Raw genomic sequence first — 15,598 nt, forward strand, 5'->3', positions numbered from 1 at the left:
CATGTTGGTATTGCAGCAGCTAAAGCGCGTAAGCAAGGCTCAGTCTGCAAGACTTATGTTTTTATTTGCCACAAATTCACCCCATGATGAACGCCCTGTAAACTATAAAACAGTGGTGCACTTCCCTTGTCCAACTAACTGTACGGTCGAGCTGACTAAGGCTATATGTGAAGTCGCACCCAAGCTATTTCGTGAAGGTGTACGCTATTACAAGATAGGCGTAGGTTTGATTGATTTAGCGAGTGAGAAACACAGCCAATTAGACTTGTTTAATCCTCCCACCGTAAAGCCAGCGCTAATGCTTACACTCGATCACATTAACCAACGATATGGTAGTGATACCCTGTTTATTGCTGCTCAAGGCATAGAGCATAAATGGGCAATGCGGAGGGACTTATTGACGCCCCAATACACGACTAAGTGGCGAAGTGTGCCGCGCATCAAGTGCTAAGGAGGTTTTGCTCCATTCCGTGTTTAGGCTCATTAGCTTGCGCGTTTTCCCAGCTTGAAATTAATATAGTCTATTAGAATCATGTGGATATAATTTTTACAAGTGAGTTAATATATTTGGAAAACGCGCATGCGCATTTTTCCAGATGGTGTTTCAGATAAAAAGCTGATAAGTTCTTTGCAATACATGTAGTTAACTGTGCGCGTTTTCACTGCTCTAATGGGGTAAACGCGCATGCGCACTATACAAAGGTTATGTGCTTTTCAGAATTTGAGTTAACTTTCAAGTAAGGAGGCTACATGGGTGAAGATGAGTCAAATAGAAGAATAAAGTTTGCCTATCAAATGGAACATTGGAGCTACGAAGAGGGTAATCCTGCATTACTCAAAGCTAATGCAAAGAAAATTATTCCGTCTGAATATAAAACGGATATGGATGGAAGCTTATTCTGCCCAGGTTGTTTTACTAATCTTAACCGTGTGCCAAAAGAAAAAGAGCATTTTACCAATGGGCGAGAAGCATATTTTGCTCATATTAGAACTTATAAAAACGTGAAATGCGATTTAAAGTCGATTAAACCAGAGGGTAAAAGGTACGAAAACTGGGAAGAAGCTAAGAAAGCAATTGACGATGAAAACTTGGTTATTATAAGTAGTTTTTTAAAACACAAACCTGAACCTAAAGAAGATCAACCTGCGATTTACGATGAAACTCCTGTAGAAGATCAGGCAGGGCCGACTACAGAGGTAGCAATTGGCCGCCATAATGGCGAAACATTTGCCTTGCCTAGTCGGATCAAAACTGTAGCTGGTCTCTGCCGAAATTTTGACGAAAACTTATATAAATACTTCCACCTACCTGATAAAAAATACGCCATTCGACTTATAGATCTTTTGAAAAGTGTTAAAAAAATTTCAGAAGAAACTGACGTACCGAGTTTTTATTACGGAAAAATTGTAAGCACAGCACATTTAGGTGAGCACAAAAGGCCAACTAACTTTAGAATGACTTACCTTGAAAATAATGCAGAAGGTGTATGGGATTTTTGTTTAAAGTCTCAAGATAAAGATCAAAAAGCACATGGCATTGATGACAATTCAGTTGGTCGTATATTAATCATTTACGGCACAGTAAAACAAAATGGAACAGGCTTGTGCTTTCAAAGTTTAGGTTGGGGAGAGTTTAGTTTACTTCCTGAAAAATATAACCATTTGTTGGATTAAGCACATAACGAACGCTTCAACAAAGGACGCAAAAAGCTTGGCTTGCGTCACTTCGTTCCTAATTTTAGCCAAACTTTTATGCGCCTGTTAAGCGGGCGTTATAAGTATGAGGTCATAATCAGCAGTACTATCGCTAAATCCAAAAACGAGTTTAGCTGGTTGTACGATTACATTAGTTAGTTCAAAAGGTACTGAAATGGATGATTTAATAACAATTGGTTTAATCGCTGTAGCTATTCTGGCTGTACTAGGGCTTGGAATTAAAGTTGTAATCAGCTTTAAATCTGGAAGTAAAAGCAACTTTAAAAATGTACAAGCCGGCGGTGACATTGTTGGTCGAGATAAGGTTCAAAAGTAAATGTTTAGCTGGCTCAGAAATATTACTGCAGGCGGCGATGTTATTGGACGTGACAAGATAACAAATATCTTACCAGCTCCTACACAGATGGACTTGCTGTCTAAAATGTATGTCGAAGAAAAATCAAATCAACAAGTAACTTATGTAATTATTGATGAGCTGACTCACTATAGTAATGAAAAGTACGATATTCGCGATTTGACTGAAAAGCTTGAAGATGCTGGGTTTGGTTATTTGATTGATGTCGGAGAGGAACTAAAAGAAGAAGTTAGTAAGTTAATTATTAGGAATCAGCATTACAAGTCGGCTCAGAAGATAATTACTTATTTATTGGCCGAAGTTGAGTCGATTTTTAACGCAAATATTAAGAATAAGTTACTTGATGTAAGGGAAGAAGCCGCATTGAAGCTGCTTTTCAGGACTCACCTTGAGAAAGAAATTCAAGCTCACCTAGGTGATAATGTTTTGGAGATTTTTAATCGTCAAATCAATGGGATGGTTTATTTCCTTACAGGGAATTGCCACTTGGAGTGGAAGTAATGCTTTTATACAACAAAGCGCTGGACCCAAACCATACACTGCTACGAATGACGGCATTACTAATTTATTGGAAAGCAGAAATTTTAGAAATTGATGCGCTGCGCTTATTTGACTTCTTAATCGCAAACCCTGCGCATATTCAAAAGTTGTCTGTACCAAGAAATAAATTTACCGATAAGAATGAGTTTAAAAGTTACATGAACCGATATCAGAATTTCGATCCGAAAAGCCTCTTTAATGCGATGAAAGAAATACATTTCCTTGCTATAGAACGACTAGTTGTTCTTGGGGTGTTGCAAAAAGACAACAATTCTTCGGAATATCAAGTCATCCTCGAAAATATTCCAGAAGGATTAAAGAGCTTAGCTGAATCAAAAGAAAACAGCATATCTAGCCAGGCAATTGATTTTATCGTGGAAAACCTAATATCAATTTCAATTACAGGTTCTGATGGACTAAAAAAAATAACGAGTTTAATGGATTATAGATACGATGTTAATTAAACCCACTTTGAAGGTTGAGAGGCTTCATGTAAAAAGAGGCTCTATAATCGTTTTTGATGAAGCCTTTCATGATGGCGTTAATATATTGGCAGGAAAGAATGGTTCTGGCAAAACCTCCATAATACAACTTTTAATGTATGGACTAGGTTACGAAGTCTCTAACTGGAAAGAGGAAGCGGGCCTTTGTGACAACATTTATGTGGAGTTAAAAGTCAATTGCAGTCCCGTTACCATTAGGCGTAAAAACAATGGTTCAGAGAAGCAATCAATGGACTTTTGTTTTTCAGAAATGGATACGGCATTAGCCTCCCCTCTCACAAGCTGGTTTAATTATCCGTATGCAATAGGAAGCAAACCTAGTTTTTCTCAAAAAATGTTTGACGTACTTGGCTTGCCTGAAGCAAAAGCAGATGCAAACAATAACAATGTAACTTTGCATCAAATCTATCGACTGATTTATGCAGATCAATCAAACACCTCTAGTGCCATATTTAACAATGAGCCGTTCGATTCTGCATTCAAAAGAGAATCTGTAGGTAAATACTTATTAGGCTTATATGATAATGAGCTTTATGACGCAAAGATAAAACTTGTTGAAGAAGAAAAGAATTTACAAAAGATAATTGCAAAACTTCAGGCAATTCAGTCGGTTGTTGGAAAAACTTCTTTTGGTGAGGGTCTCGAGACAATTGAAGAACAGAAGAAACATATATTAGATAAAATAGCATCTATTAATGTCGAAATTATAGAAGTTAAAGAAAAATCTTTAATTTCATACAGTTCTGATAAAAAAGAAACAGAATCCTCAGCAAAAGATAGCGTAGTAATTCGGAACAAGTTGCTAGAAGTAGAAACTGAAATTCAGCAATTGAATTACAACATACTTGACTCTGAAGAGTTTGTATCTGAGCTTATTGACAAGCAGTGTGCATTATCAGACTCAATTAAAGTTGGAAGTTTGATTGATGGATTCGAATTCTCATCGTGCCCAAGTTGTCATAAATCACTCAAAGAAAAAGTCAAGGACTGCTGTGGCTTATGTGGTGAACCGATAGAATCAACAGATAGTTCGAATAGTCTCCTAAGAATGAAGAATGAAATAGAGATCCAGCTTCGTGAATCTGAAAGGTTGTTGGAAAAGAAAAAACAAAAACTAGCTGAGCTTATAACTAGGCGAAAGGAATTAAGAGTCTCATTCAGAAAGCAAGTTAGCAGAGTTACTGCAACTATGAGTTCTGTTGATGCAAGCAAAGAAAAGCAGCTATTTGATCTTTATCGACTAACAGGCGAGCTCGAAGAAAAACTGCAAACATTAGATAAAATTGCTGAGCTTCATCGGTCTTTAATCGAATTGCGAGGTGAAAGAGACATTGTTCAGTCTGAAGTTAACAGGCTTAGTGACAAAATCGAATTGATAGGGAAGCAAAGATTTACGCGTGAGCCTGAAGTTCAGGCGCTTATATCCGAGAAGCTTTGTGAGTTGCTTCGAAAAGATAATGGTTCAGAAAAAGAATTCAAAAATGCAGAGTATGCTGAGTTCGATTTTGCTGCCAATAGTGTATCCGTGAATGGAAAAAGAGCTTTTTCAGAAAGTGGAATAGTCTTGTTAAATAACGCGTTTCATGTTGCTTTGTTGATGGCAGCGCTTGAAAAAACATATATACGTCTCCCCAGATTCTTGGTTCTCGATGGCATAGAAAATGGCGGGATGGAAGATGACCGATCGAAGAACTTTCAAAAGGTGGTAGTTGAGGCTCTATCTCGTTACAAAACAGATTTTCAAATTGTTTTTGCGACAAAAAACATTGATGAAAGTTTAAAGTCAAAGAATTATATAGTTGGTGAGGTATATAGTGAGTCAATTAAAAGCCTAAAATCTTTTAATTAACGTTTCTATATAGACTGCAGAGGAGAGGCGACTTATAACAAGTTGCTGCACTCGGAAAAATTACTGCTGCGCTCCCAATTTTCCGGTGAGCAAAGCGTTACACATCAATGGATATATCGAATGACATCAAATAGATTCTGTGTTTTTTGTGGAAACCCACCAGAAAAAAAGAATCGAGAGCACATACTTCCTCAGTGGTTGCTTGAGTTAACTGGAGATCCAAAAAGAGTTGTAAATTTTGGTACCAATTTTAGAGACGGGCGAACTATTAGATTTGATTGGTTAAATTTCTGTGTTCCAGCGTGTGAGAGCTGCAATACGGAATACTCAAATCTGGAAGGTAGAGCTAAATCCTATGTTCTGACGTTACTTGATAGAGGCGCACTAACAAGCATTGAATACATAGATTTTATGGATTGGATGGATAAAGTTCGAGTAGGACTTTGGATTGCATATCATTTCATTCAAGGCAACCCCACTAATATTCAGCCCAGCTTTCATATCAAGACGAGAATAAGTCAAAAAGATCGAATGATTGCTATCTATCCGATCGAGGGTGACGGGGTTGGCTTAAATGCCTTAGGAACAGAATCACTAGTATTTCATAGTCAGCCATCTTGTATGGGATTGAGAATAAATAATATCTTAATCATTAATATGTCCAGTGATTTTTTGTTTTCCGCACGCTGTGGTTTTCCGTTTCCAAAAAGCTGTTTCACTATGCTTGATGGAGAAAACCCTTACATGATGCATACTAGTGATTTTTCGATAGCTAGAAAAATTAAGCACCCGCTTATAAGAAAACCAATAATTAAACCCTCCATACATCTTTATCAACCGATTATGGATAGGTCCGTAGATAAGAGGTTTCAATCAGGTTTCATAGGCGATTACAATAGATTTGATTCATATTTGGCTAAACATACACTTCCGCCTTATCCTTCGGGTAAGGGTATATTGTACTTTCAGCATTTGGATCGAGTCGAACCAATATATGATATTAATGAGCCGATAGAGTTTCAGAACTGTACAGGAATACATTCAAAACCAATGTATAGTCTCGTGAAACAGGTCTATGAATTTCAAAATTATATCTACAAACAAGAGAAATATTTAGCAGAAAATCGCGAGCTAGTTCTGAATCATGCAAAGAGAACGAAATTACTCTTAAAGTGGAATGACAAGGTCATTGCACATTACTCAGGCATGAAAAATGTGTAATCGGGTAGCCGGAGGTATCTAGCCCCCACACTATCCTGCTGTTCTTAGCCCTTAGAGTACGCTTTTACCAAAGTGTACTTAAGTTAACATCGTTGCTATCAGGTTTACTTTCGTCGCTTAACTCATCCACTTGGATCAGCATAGGCAAATTAAACGAAGTTCCAGTGATTATACAAGAGCCTCTTGATAGGTTCGGAATCAATGAGCGGGAAACACCATCTAATGTACTGATGGTGTTATCCAGCAAGAACAAATCACGGTCATTAACTAAACGATGAATAAAGAAATTGTGCAACTGAGACATGATTGTTGCTGAGATATCAGCTGGTCGTTGACTCGATAATGTAAGGAAAATACCGAACTTTCGACCTTCCTTAATTAATTCCTCAAACAACTCTAAACGATAGTCTTTCCAATTAGCCTGTTCACGTACTGATTGCTGAGAAAGGATGTTATGTGCTTCATCGATGATTAGGTGTAGCGTCTTTTCTGGTGGGCTTTGCTTAACTTGTTTTTTGTGAGAATTGTAATAATGTTTCGTGACAAGAAGGGGAATGATTTTCTTCACGTCTTGGTTGCAATTGCGCAGCGAAATGACAGTTAGTGCTTTATCGTCAGTCGCAACACTTGTCTCCACTTTAATTACCTTAGACAACCCTCCTAATGAGGATTCAGCACGCTTTAATAGAGGTTGTATGTGATCGAATTGAACGAAATTGTACATTAAATCATTAATTAACTTCAATTTACACAGGATTTTAAATTCCTGAAATGCATCAAGTTCATTTATATTTACCATATCAACATGACTTTTGAGGTGAAGATTATATTGGTTTTCGTTATTGAAGAATTCAAAACCTGACCCAACACGGACTTTGAAGTTACTTCCATGCCAACTAACATCTTTGAGGATATCTACGCTATCAGTGCACTTTAGAATGCTTTTGAGGAGATCAAGTACCTCTGGTTTTTGAGATGTAGAGGTGAAACAGAATTTTATCGTGTACTTTAAGTAACTTAGAGCACTCGCTTTACCTGTGCCATATTTTGAGCGCCCTTGCAGAACTCGATTAATGAAAGGTTTCTGTGTGTTGGTGGTGGCTTGAAAAAGAATTGAAAGGGTCTCTGCATTCCAGAATTCATCTTCTGCCAACGGGAATTTATCGACTACAATATTCGTATTCAGATCGATTGCGTTTTTCTTATTCAACGATACGATTTGATCTTTGATGTACTCACCATTGAAATCGAGCAATACAAATTTACTGACAGGTTTGATTTGCTCATGCTTTTCATCAAATAAGGTAGTGAATAGTTTCGTCAGAGTATTCGATTTACCGCTACCAGTGTTACCAAAAATACCTATGTGGGTATTAAACAGTTTCTGCCAAGGTAGAGATATTTCAATCCCTTCTTTTAACAATGATCCAATACAGAAATCTGATTCAGCACTAGATGAGTAAACCGTTTTTAGGGCTTGCTCAGGCAACAGGAATGCAGGGTCACGGATTAACGGTAAGAATTTTATACCTTCAAAGAACTTAGCATTTTCAATGTAGCCAATAGGGCGAACATGTACTTTTCTGACGTACTCGATTTTATCTGTGTTCTCTTGGAAACGTCTTTCATCTAAGTACTCACCCTCAACGATACATACAATGTCACGGAAACCACGCTGAATTGAAACGTACTCTCTGATAGAGATGCCTTTGTATCGCTGACCTTCATAGAAAATAGTGTCTTTGTTTGATGTCTCATCAACAGTCAAGGTAATTTGAATACCATTTACTGCTGTAACCTCACCAATAAAGATGCTCATGCCTTATCCTCATCAAGTGTTAAGACATGAGAATTGAAGTAAGTGAAATCTAAAGTTTTGCCTTCTTCATGGACAACGTACTTGATGTTATTGAAGTCAGAGAAATACTTCTGCAACTCTTGGATCATGCTCTCTCTGTAGCAACAAATGTATACCTGTAGAGTAGGGTTCGTTAGGGAGCGCTTAATCAAGTTCCTGATGTGCTCATCAGCAAAAGAGAAACCGAAGGCGATCAATACGCTATTTGGCTTTTCTAGCTCGTAACTAAGGTGGCGCAGCATTTGGTAATAGTGTTCTTCAAATACTGTTTCGTGGAACTTCCATTTTGTAGGATTCACGATAGGTAACTTTTTATATTCCCGATAGAAGTCATCTTGTTTACGTTGAAATTCCACTTCGTTTTCGTCATCTATTATCATTGAACACAATTGATCCACGGTGTGAAAGCCGCTTTCTAGCATCTCTTTAAAATCATCGTAGTACATGCTGTCGATTGAAGATTCAGAAACGATTTTATCTGCAGAAGAATAATCAATAAGAATAGAATCGTTGTGCTTTCGCCAGAAAGCAGAACCATGAAGATGAATAAGATTGATTTGTCGTTGGACTTCTTTGCTTCTATCGAATATGCCGGATTCAGTAGTCATGCAATCGAAGTTTCGGGCCTCAACAATTTTCTTATGGAAACCACGCGAACCATCATTGATGTTGAATCGAATAGATTTTTCTTCGTAAATTTCATCTGCTGCATAGGAAAGGCAGGAATCATAATTCGTAGTAAAGAAATTAACCTTTCTGTCGTAACCTCGCTTTCTACGAAGTATTTCAAGGTTCAATTTTATGAACTTTTTGTAATTATCGATGACTACTTTCTTTTCATCTTCTAAGTTAGTGAAATCAACGGAACTAACAGGCTTGATGCATTCCTCGTAATAATACATGAACAGCAAGGCTTTTAGATGTTTAGCATCAATAGCATCGAATTCGGTAGCCAAAGTTTCAATGGTTTCCCATTTACCTTCTGTTTGCATATTCAATGCAAGGGTTGGAAATAGACCTGCTGATGCACCTGCACCAATCAAATAGTTTATGTTCTTATCGTGTAGGTCGTTCAGATCGATTTTGGAAGTTGTCATAGGATCGAATGCTCAGAAGAATTGTTAAACTTGTTGATAGGCAACTGATTGATTACAGAGATTATAGGGAAATGAATTATCGGTCAATTCCTGATAAATAGTGCGGACTTAATGGTGACCTGTGTGGTCAGGTCTTGCCTTTTACCTATCGGAGATTTCCATACTTGAATTAATTTGTATTTAGCTAATTCAGCGAAATCACTGACTCACTTTTGTCCAAAAGCGAGTCGCTTACTATTCAGTCATGCTATTGCGTTTTCTTTGCTGATTAAGAGTAAAACAATAAATACAGTTAGATATATGACTATTTATGCACATTGTGCTGCATGAACTGAGTTTTTGCATAAGTTTGTCACGATAATGCGCAAAACATATCGTTTAAGCGCTATAACTCGCGAAAACTGCACTTTAACAGTTATTAAAAATGAATTTATTTGTGTATTCATTACAAATTGAAAATCAGCTATATTGTTGCGATACAAACTTATTAGGGAAATACAATGTCTGAATTTTTAGAGATCTTAACTCATGCTCGTCGTTTAAAAGCTTCTGTTAAAGAGTTATCTGTTGCTGAACTAAAAGATGTGTACGAAAAATTAGGCAAGATCGTTGCTGAAAGAGAAGAAGAAGCAAATGCTGAAGCTGAAGCAAATGCTGAGCGTATCGCTAAAATTGCAGAACTTCAGAAGATGATTGAGTCAGCTGGTTTATCACTTGATGATCTTGGCGGTGTTACTGCTAAAGTAAAAAGCGCAAGAGCACCACGTCCAGCTAAATATTCAATCGTAGTTGAAGGCGAAACTGTCACTTGGACAGGGCAAGGTAGAATGCCAACTGTATTCAAACAGCAAATTGAAAATGGCCGTTCAATCGAAGACTTCTTGATTTAAATTCCACGCTCATAACAGAACAGACTATCATCAGTCTGTTCTGCCTCCATTGTGTGTTACGACTACTTCAGCACTATAATCATAGAAGTAGATTTTGACTGAAATTTAATAATTCCAAAGAGTAGAAATAAGACCAGATAAAACCTGTAATCTAATTCCTAGATACATTGTGCATTACATTTAATTGATAATCATTTGCATTAGTGGATTAGTTTGGGATATAATTATAATAATGATATGGACTAATTCTAGTCTTCTTTAATCTATTCAAGAAATAAACTACACATCGTCATTACTGATGGTTATGGTTATCAATTCTCTTATTCTTCTCAAGAAATTATTCTTCTTAAATAAGGAGGTATTTGTATGCCTAAATAAAATACACATAAAAATATTTACCCTATTGAAAAAATGTTGAATTTTATGTTTTATAAAACCACTAGTTATACCCTTAATTTATGAGGAAAACCATGAAGAACCTATTTATTGACCACCTGTTCAGCAAGATTATCGAAGGTCGATATGAAAAAGCACTATCTACAGCAGCTGTGAAAGCAAAGTTAGATCAACTTGAAAATGTTAGTGAAAAAATTAGATCGGTGTATGGTGATGATGCTGTTCAAAATGTTCTTGGATACCGTGAAGTGAAAAGATGCTTAGAAAAATGTTTAGATTTTATTCAGAATTCAACTTCAGAAGTTGAAGATGTCGATTTTACTATTTATCTTGATTATTCGAGATTTAGGTTGGAAGAAGGTGAGCGTATTATCGATTCAGAACTTGCGGATCTCGGCTTATAGCAATTCATTAGGGATTTGAGCGGAACGTAATTTAATTACGTCTTCATAATTCAGAAATGTCCAGAGACTGTTCGACATTGCTTTGTAGCACTACAGTGCCCCATTTTTTGTTTGTAGTACTTTTACTCATTCGTATTTTTATTCATGTTTCATACCCATACAATTGCTCATGCGAGGAACAGTGTAGCAATTTCAGCATTACATTATTTATAGGAATGAATCAAAAATAATGGCCACTCTTATATTGGCACAACAGTCATAATGTCAAGCTAGGGAAATAATACATTAGAACAGAGGATTACCAGTAAAACCGCTCAAAAAGTGACTACCTAAAAAAAGTAAACTCCTATAGCATGTAGCATACTGTTAATTTGGTTTTGGTATCGGCCAAACCCAACAAAAGATTTATGCTTTGCAAACAGCAAAATGCATAAATACTAAAATGTTATATTTAAGGAGTCGTGTATGAAGTTTACAGGGAAATCCGTACGGTCATTAACCAAATTCATAAAAGTTGCAGGTTCTGCGACTAAGGTTCGACTCATTATTAATCTGTTAGAGCTTTCTACAGAACTTATACTACAATTAGGTTTTGACGACAAACCTATAGCTGGTGATTATCTAATTCCGTCAGTGTTAGGGAAGCATACACGTTTTAATGTCAATGGAGCGATTAAGGTTAGGAAGGATCTACCTTTAGAACCTGAATCAGTAATGTTTTATGGCTCATCAAGAGATTGGCATGGTGGGAGGCATTCTGGTATTAGAACACGAACGATAAAAAAATATCCTCGTGAGAATATTTCAGCACCGTCTGAAACTTTCGAGATCATAGAAATGAATGGATACTTATTTTTGTCTTCAGCTGAATTAAACCTCAACGACAGTGATGAAACAAGAAATATCCATGTTACGAATATAATGCTTGAATGCTTTTCTGAGTTTGAAATATATGATGTAGATAAAGAAAGTATAATAGGTCCAAAACTAAAACGATTACAATGGGATATTTTACCTCCTGGTGAATGTCCATGGATTAAAGCTAAGCCTATAATTTTAAAAAGAACTGAACATCTAGAAGAAAATGATAAAAAAGTTATAGAACACAGAATGAAAATCATCTCGAGAAAAAATCCTGATTTTTTAGCTACAGGTCGTGCTGGATTTAGTGGGTACTTTGTTTACGGATTTAAATATCAGAATGTGTATGTTCTAGAAAGTATGGAGTTTGATAATGCAACTTATGTATTTAATAGTGAATGGGAAAAAATATCACAATTAACAAAAAGCCAAATAATTAATAGTGATTTACCACATAAAAGAATAATTCATAATAAAAAATGGAACTTATCTGTAGTGAATGCAATTTCAGGTAAATAAATATAATCAAATAGCTGGAGGTGTCTAGCCTCCAGCCCCATACTGTATGCAACTTGCCTAAGGAAGTATGAATAATAAATTAAGTAGCGATCTCATCTTTATATTAAGTTTATGGGGAGGCTTGTTAATTGGATTTTTACTGTATCTATTTTTGATAATAAATAATGATCTAGTTTTGTGTTTTGATCTAAGTTGTTACAGTAAAACAATGGACATATTCTCTCTTCCGCTTAGTATGGTAGCTGGAGGAATGGGGCTCGCAGCGTTTAGGGCTACCATTTTCAGAAGCAATCAAACTAGAATTCAAATAAGTGAGACGATTTCACAAAATACATTTAAAAATTACATAGATCATAAAAAAGAAATGATGAATTTATTGGATATGTTTCAGTCAGCACATGATGTGAAAATCATTAACAGACCACACTTGTATAAAACCCTCTTTCCCAAAAATAGTCCAGTTTGCGTATTGTTCGACTCAAAAGAACTAGATTGCGATAGATCGTGGTTAGATTTTCAACTAGATGAATTCAATGAACTAATTGATAAGTATAATGAGATCGGAAAAATGATTTGTGTGGATGATAAATCTCTTTCAGAGACCGAGGTTGCAAGATGGTTAAGTAACTATCTTTTTCTTTTATTTAAACTTGATTTGACTTTCTCCAGCACTGTGGTTTTTTCGAATAAGTATAGGGGCTTATTCCCTAATATTGACGAGCTAAATCATATACCTTCAAGCATTGGAAGTAGTTTTTATGTTGTGTCGGAATACTTTGAGCATCTAGCATCATTTGCTTTGCCTAGTAGAACTGATGGTATAAGCATTAACGGTATAGCTAGTTTTGACATTAGATTTGATCAATGGTTGGAAGTTTTTACACGTGATAGTGCATAACAGAAGCATTAAAAACTACGCTAAATACTCCAGTTGCCTTGTATTTCCGCTTAGCTCCAAATTTAACACAAGACAACTCCTATATTCTGCTCGTTTTATGCGAGTATTTTCGATCATGCGATTGCAAAACTTTTCCTAATAAAAGTCTTATTAGTTAGAGTTTTGGAGCTATCTTGCTTCTGTCCCAAAGTGAGTCGCTTACTACTCCGTCATGCTATTGCTTTTTCTCTTCTGATTAAGAGTGCAATATTAAAGACTGATAGATATGTGACTATTTATGCACATTATGATGCATAAACTGATTTTGCATGAATCAGTTACGATAATGCACAAAACACGTCGATTAAGCGCTAAAACACGCGAAAATTGCACTTTAATACATATTAAAATGCAAAAAATGAAGCAAGAGCTCAGAATACTAAGTGTTGCGATTGCAGTGGCCAAATTGTTCAGCTATTACATATCAAGATAGCAATAAAATATGGATGAGCTAACGTACATAGAGACATTGGGCATTCATTTTATAAATAGGAAAATTAATGAGAAAAATCATTTTAGCTTTATTTATTTTAACCACTTATTCTCATGCGGCAACAATTCAGTGTGGGGGTACTGTTGAGAAGGTTGGTCTTCATGCACCAGATGGTATAATGCTGAAGTTAAGCAGCATGAATAACGCCGTATTTATATGTAATCCTAACTCAGAATGGAGTGTATCTGGTACTCCTTATATAACAAGTGCTGAAACATGTAAGTCAATGCTATCTATGCTTATGCATGCTAAGGCGACTCAAGCTGACATGGGGAGTGTGTGGTTTGATGGGGATGATGTTCCTGCGACTTGCAGCACTTGGGAGGCTTGGAAACACACAAATGTTAGATATTTTTTGTACTAAAAATTTTCACCGCTTTGAACAGGATATAAAGATGGTATCGGCGTGTAGTTGCATATTGAAGTTTGTCACCTATTAAGAAGTGTAAGACCTCACTCATGGCTATTTTGGAACCCTAGAGATTTAAAACTGCTAAGCGATATTTTGTTCAGAGTTCAGTCTGAGTTTTGCACGAGCTCATTAAGAGAATGCGCTAAACACGTCGATTTAGCGCTAAAATGCACTGTAATTATCATTAAAGTACAGATCTTTTTTCGAATCAGTAATGCGCACTGTATCATATAGCATCTATCAAACTGACCAATTCATGTTGTACACTGTCAGGCAACCGTTTTATTTTTTATCCTTACAAGGAAGTACCTGAATGAAAATTACTATGTATATCGTTTTTTTTCTAATTATGTCAGTTTGTGGTTTTGTAAATGCAGCATCTGGAGGCAGCACTGGCAAGATCACAATAATAACATGGTATGAGGGGCATACCGGAGTCCTTATAAAACAAGAGGGGATGTCAGATTTAGGTGAGTGTGGGCGATCAGATTATTATATTTTAGATGATAAACATCCATATTTTGGTGAAATATATTCACTGATTCTTTCCTCTCATATTACGTCTCAGTCACTTTCTTTACATTTGGATGGTTGCGTCCAAGGTCTTTCAAGAATAAGACACATAACTAGTAGCAAATAAAATCTTGCTTAAGTTATAAAGACTATTAACTTAAAAAAATCCAATAGAATAAAGGGCTATAGAGAATATGAATCGAAATCGTTCTGTTGCCATTATTATATGCGATAAAGCACTAATTTTATTTCTTACCTGTTAGCTATATTTTAAATAATAGAGAACTTCTATTTTAAATGCTTATTTAATCGTCAGATGACTGGAGTGAGAAGCTAATTTTTAGCATGTAATAAGAGTCGTTACGGGAATAATTGTAAATTTTTTGAATGAAAAATGTCCACAGTTCTCTTCGCTTTATACATCACTCCTAGGCTCTTGCTAATCAACTCATTTGGGATAAGCATTATTCTACGTTGCTTCATGTGTTAACTGGCTATCAGGCGAATAGACATGTCAAGTCCTATGACTTCGTTATGATAGCCTTTTTTCTAGAGCAATCAGCTTCCCTCATAAGCCAACTACTGAGCTGATGAAGCTTTTCAGTACTCGCAAGGGGACGAACTGTCCGCATAAATATTAATACAGTTTCAATTGTAGAGTCTTTGAACTGAATCTCCTTGTTCGGTGTTGTGCTTGTGGCCTATTGTCTGCTGGTCTATCCTAAAAGTCAGTATTCCTCATTTGATTAAGGTTCTGTTATATTCTGTTTAATTGTAATGTGATGCTTGAATTTGCCAATTTAGTATCGGTTTCTGTGAGCTGTTAGAAATGCTCAATTATGTAAAAAATCTAAAGTGAATAGTTCACTGCAATTCGACTAAAAATCAGGTAAAAAACTCAAAAGCGGATAACTTTCTTAGTTTTATAACGTTTAGGCTACTAGTGAATGTGCATGATAAATAATATTTGTATAAATTTTATTTATCGTTTTTGTTAGGTAAATAATTGCACCGGTGATTATTTTCTTCTTTCT

General features: G+C 36.0%; 15 protein-coding genes. 13 read left to right on the forward strand and 2 right to left on the reverse strand.

The genetic code is table 11. From position 1 onward, the window contains the following. Position 1 precedes the first annotated feature (1 nt). The 7 genes from HGO26_RS17060 to HGO26_RS17090 all read left to right on the forward strand — a co-directional run bounded on the left by HGO26_RS17060 (position 2) and on the right by HGO26_RS17090 (position 6,184). On the forward strand, positions 2-451 hold the full coding sequence (locus HGO26_RS17060) for a DUF4113 domain-containing protein (RefSeq protein ID WP_345719259.1): 450 nt from the start codon (positions 2-4) through the stop codon (positions 449-451). A 299-nt stretch (positions 452-750) separates the two neighbouring features. Continuing rightward, positions 751-1,674 (forward strand): hypothetical protein, encoded by a 924-nt coding sequence (locus HGO26_RS17065; RefSeq protein ID WP_168826692.1) that lies wholly within the window; start codon positions 751-753, stop codon positions 1,672-1,674. 196 nt (positions 1,675-1,870) lie between these two features. After that, entirely contained in the window at positions 1,871-2,032 is a 162-nt protein-coding gene (locus tag HGO26_RS17070; protein ID WP_168826693.1) for a hypothetical protein, read from the forward strand. Next, positions 2,033-2,572, forward strand: coding sequence for an ABC-three component system protein (locus tag HGO26_RS17075; RefSeq protein ID WP_168826694.1), 540 nt, complete (start codon positions 2,033-2,035; stop codon positions 2,570-2,572). Continuing rightward, positions 2,572-3,075, forward strand: coding sequence for an ABC-three component system middle component 5 (locus tag HGO26_RS17080; protein WP_211085945.1), 504 nt, complete (start codon positions 2,572-2,574; stop codon positions 3,073-3,075). The genes HGO26_RS17075 and HGO26_RS17080 overlap by 1 nt, the downstream gene beginning before the upstream one ends. Beyond that, entirely contained in the window at positions 3,065-4,963 is a 1,899-nt protein-coding gene (locus HGO26_RS17085; RefSeq protein ID WP_168826696.1) for an AAA family ATPase, read from the forward strand. The genes HGO26_RS17080 and HGO26_RS17085 overlap by 11 nt, the downstream gene beginning before the upstream one ends. Before the next feature lie 120 nt (positions 4,964-5,083). Then, on the forward strand, positions 5,084-6,184 hold the full coding sequence (locus tag HGO26_RS17090) for a hypothetical protein (protein WP_168826697.1): 1,101 nt from the start codon (positions 5,084-5,086) through the stop codon (positions 6,182-6,184). Positions 6,185-6,248: 64 nt separating this feature from the next. Here HGO26_RS17090 and HGO26_RS17095 read toward each other — a convergent pair whose 3' ends face one another. After that, positions 6,249-8,003 (reverse strand): ATP-binding protein, encoded by a 1,755-nt coding sequence (locus HGO26_RS17095; RefSeq protein ID WP_168826698.1) that lies wholly within the window; start codon positions 8,001-8,003, stop codon positions 6,249-6,251. Beyond that, the gene (locus HGO26_RS17100) at positions 8,000-9,139 is read right to left on the reverse strand and encodes an SIR2 family protein (protein ID WP_168826699.1); all 1,140 of its coding nucleotides are present in this window, start codon (positions 9,137-9,139) and stop codon (positions 8,000-8,002) included. Before HGO26_RS17100 ends, HGO26_RS17095 begins: the two co-directional genes overlap by 4 nt. Before the next feature lie 500 nt (positions 9,140-9,639). On the opposite strand from HGO26_RS17100, the gene HGO26_RS17105 reads away from it, so the two are divergent. The 6 genes from HGO26_RS17105 to HGO26_RS17130 all read left to right on the forward strand — a co-directional run bounded on the left by HGO26_RS17105 (position 9,640) and on the right by HGO26_RS17130 (position 14,691). Beyond that, on the forward strand, positions 9,640-10,029 hold the full coding sequence (locus HGO26_RS17105) for an H-NS histone family protein (RefSeq protein WP_168826700.1): 390 nt from the start codon (positions 9,640-9,642) through the stop codon (positions 10,027-10,029). A 470-nt stretch (positions 10,030-10,499) separates the two neighbouring features. Continuing rightward, the gene (locus HGO26_RS17110; RefSeq protein WP_168826702.1) at positions 10,500-10,829 is read left to right on the forward strand and encodes a hypothetical protein; all 330 of its coding nucleotides are present in this window, start codon (positions 10,500-10,502) and stop codon (positions 10,827-10,829) included. Positions 10,830-11,294: 465 nt separating this feature from the next. Then, positions 11,295-12,209 (forward strand): hypothetical protein, encoded by a 915-nt coding sequence (locus HGO26_RS17115; protein ID WP_168826704.1) that lies wholly within the window; start codon positions 11,295-11,297, stop codon positions 12,207-12,209. A 67-nt stretch (positions 12,210-12,276) separates the two neighbouring features. Continuing rightward, a complete protein-coding gene (locus HGO26_RS17120) occupies positions 12,277-13,107 on the forward strand; it encodes a hypothetical protein (RefSeq protein ID WP_168826706.1) in 831 nt (276 codons plus the stop codon). A gap of 539 nt (positions 13,108-13,646) precedes the next feature. After that, positions 13,647-14,003, forward strand: coding sequence for a hypothetical protein (locus HGO26_RS17125; RefSeq protein ID WP_168826708.1), 357 nt, complete (start codon positions 13,647-13,649; stop codon positions 14,001-14,003). A gap of 361 nt (positions 14,004-14,364) precedes the next feature. Continuing rightward, positions 14,365-14,691 (forward strand): hypothetical protein, encoded by a 327-nt coding sequence (locus HGO26_RS17130; RefSeq protein ID WP_168826710.1) that lies wholly within the window; start codon positions 14,365-14,367, stop codon positions 14,689-14,691. The last annotated feature ends 907 nt before the right edge of the window (positions 14,692-15,598 follow it).

The organism is Shewanella oncorhynchi, from assembly GCF_012584455.1.
In the GTDB taxonomy this organism is placed as follows: Bacteria; Pseudomonadota; Gammaproteobacteria; order Enterobacterales; family Shewanellaceae; genus Shewanella; species Shewanella oncorhynchi.

Bases quoted from the DNA above. Each gene is read 5' to 3' on its own strand.
- HGO26_RS17060 (WP_345719259.1), top strand. From the start codon at position 2: ATGTTGGTATTGCAGCAGCTAAAGCGCGTAAGCAAGGCTCAGTCTGCA.
- HGO26_RS17065 (WP_168826692.1), top strand. From the start codon at position 751: ATGGGTGAAGATGAGTCAAATAGAAGAATAAAGTTTGCCTATCAAATG.
- HGO26_RS17070 (WP_168826693.1), top strand. From the start codon at position 1,871: ATGGATGATTTAATAACAATTGGTTTAATCGCTGTAGCTATTCTGGCT.
- HGO26_RS17075 (WP_168826694.1), top strand. From the start codon at position 2,033: ATGTTTAGCTGGCTCAGAAATATTACTGCAGGCGGCGATGTTATTGGA.
- HGO26_RS17080 (WP_211085945.1), top strand. From the start codon at position 2,572: ATGCTTTTATACAACAAAGCGCTGGACCCAAACCATACACTGCTACGA.
- HGO26_RS17085 (WP_168826696.1), top strand. From the start codon at position 3,065: ATGTTAATTAAACCCACTTTGAAGGTTGAGAGGCTTCATGTAAAAAGA.
- HGO26_RS17090 (WP_168826697.1), top strand. From the start codon at position 5,084: ATGACATCAAATAGATTCTGTGTTTTTTGTGGAAACCCACCAGAAAAA.
- HGO26_RS17095 (WP_168826698.1), bottom strand. From the start codon at position 8,003: ATGAGCATCTTTATTGGTGAGGTTACAGCAGTAAATGGTATTCAAATT.
- HGO26_RS17100 (WP_168826699.1), bottom strand. From the start codon at position 9,139: ATGACAACTTCCAAAATCGATCTGAACGACCTACACGATAAGAACATA.
- HGO26_RS17105 (WP_168826700.1), top strand. From the start codon at position 9,640: ATGTCTGAATTTTTAGAGATCTTAACTCATGCTCGTCGTTTAAAAGCT.
- HGO26_RS17110 (WP_168826702.1), top strand. From the start codon at position 10,500: ATGAAGAACCTATTTATTGACCACCTGTTCAGCAAGATTATCGAAGGT.
- HGO26_RS17115 (WP_168826704.1), top strand. From the start codon at position 11,295: ATGAAGTTTACAGGGAAATCCGTACGGTCATTAACCAAATTCATAAAA.
- HGO26_RS17120 (WP_168826706.1), top strand. From the start codon at position 12,277: ATGAATAATAAATTAAGTAGCGATCTCATCTTTATATTAAGTTTATGG.
- HGO26_RS17125 (WP_168826708.1), top strand. From the start codon at position 13,647: ATGAGAAAAATCATTTTAGCTTTATTTATTTTAACCACTTATTCTCAT.
- HGO26_RS17130 (WP_168826710.1), top strand. From the start codon at position 14,365: ATGAAAATTACTATGTATATCGTTTTTTTTCTAATTATGTCAGTTTGT.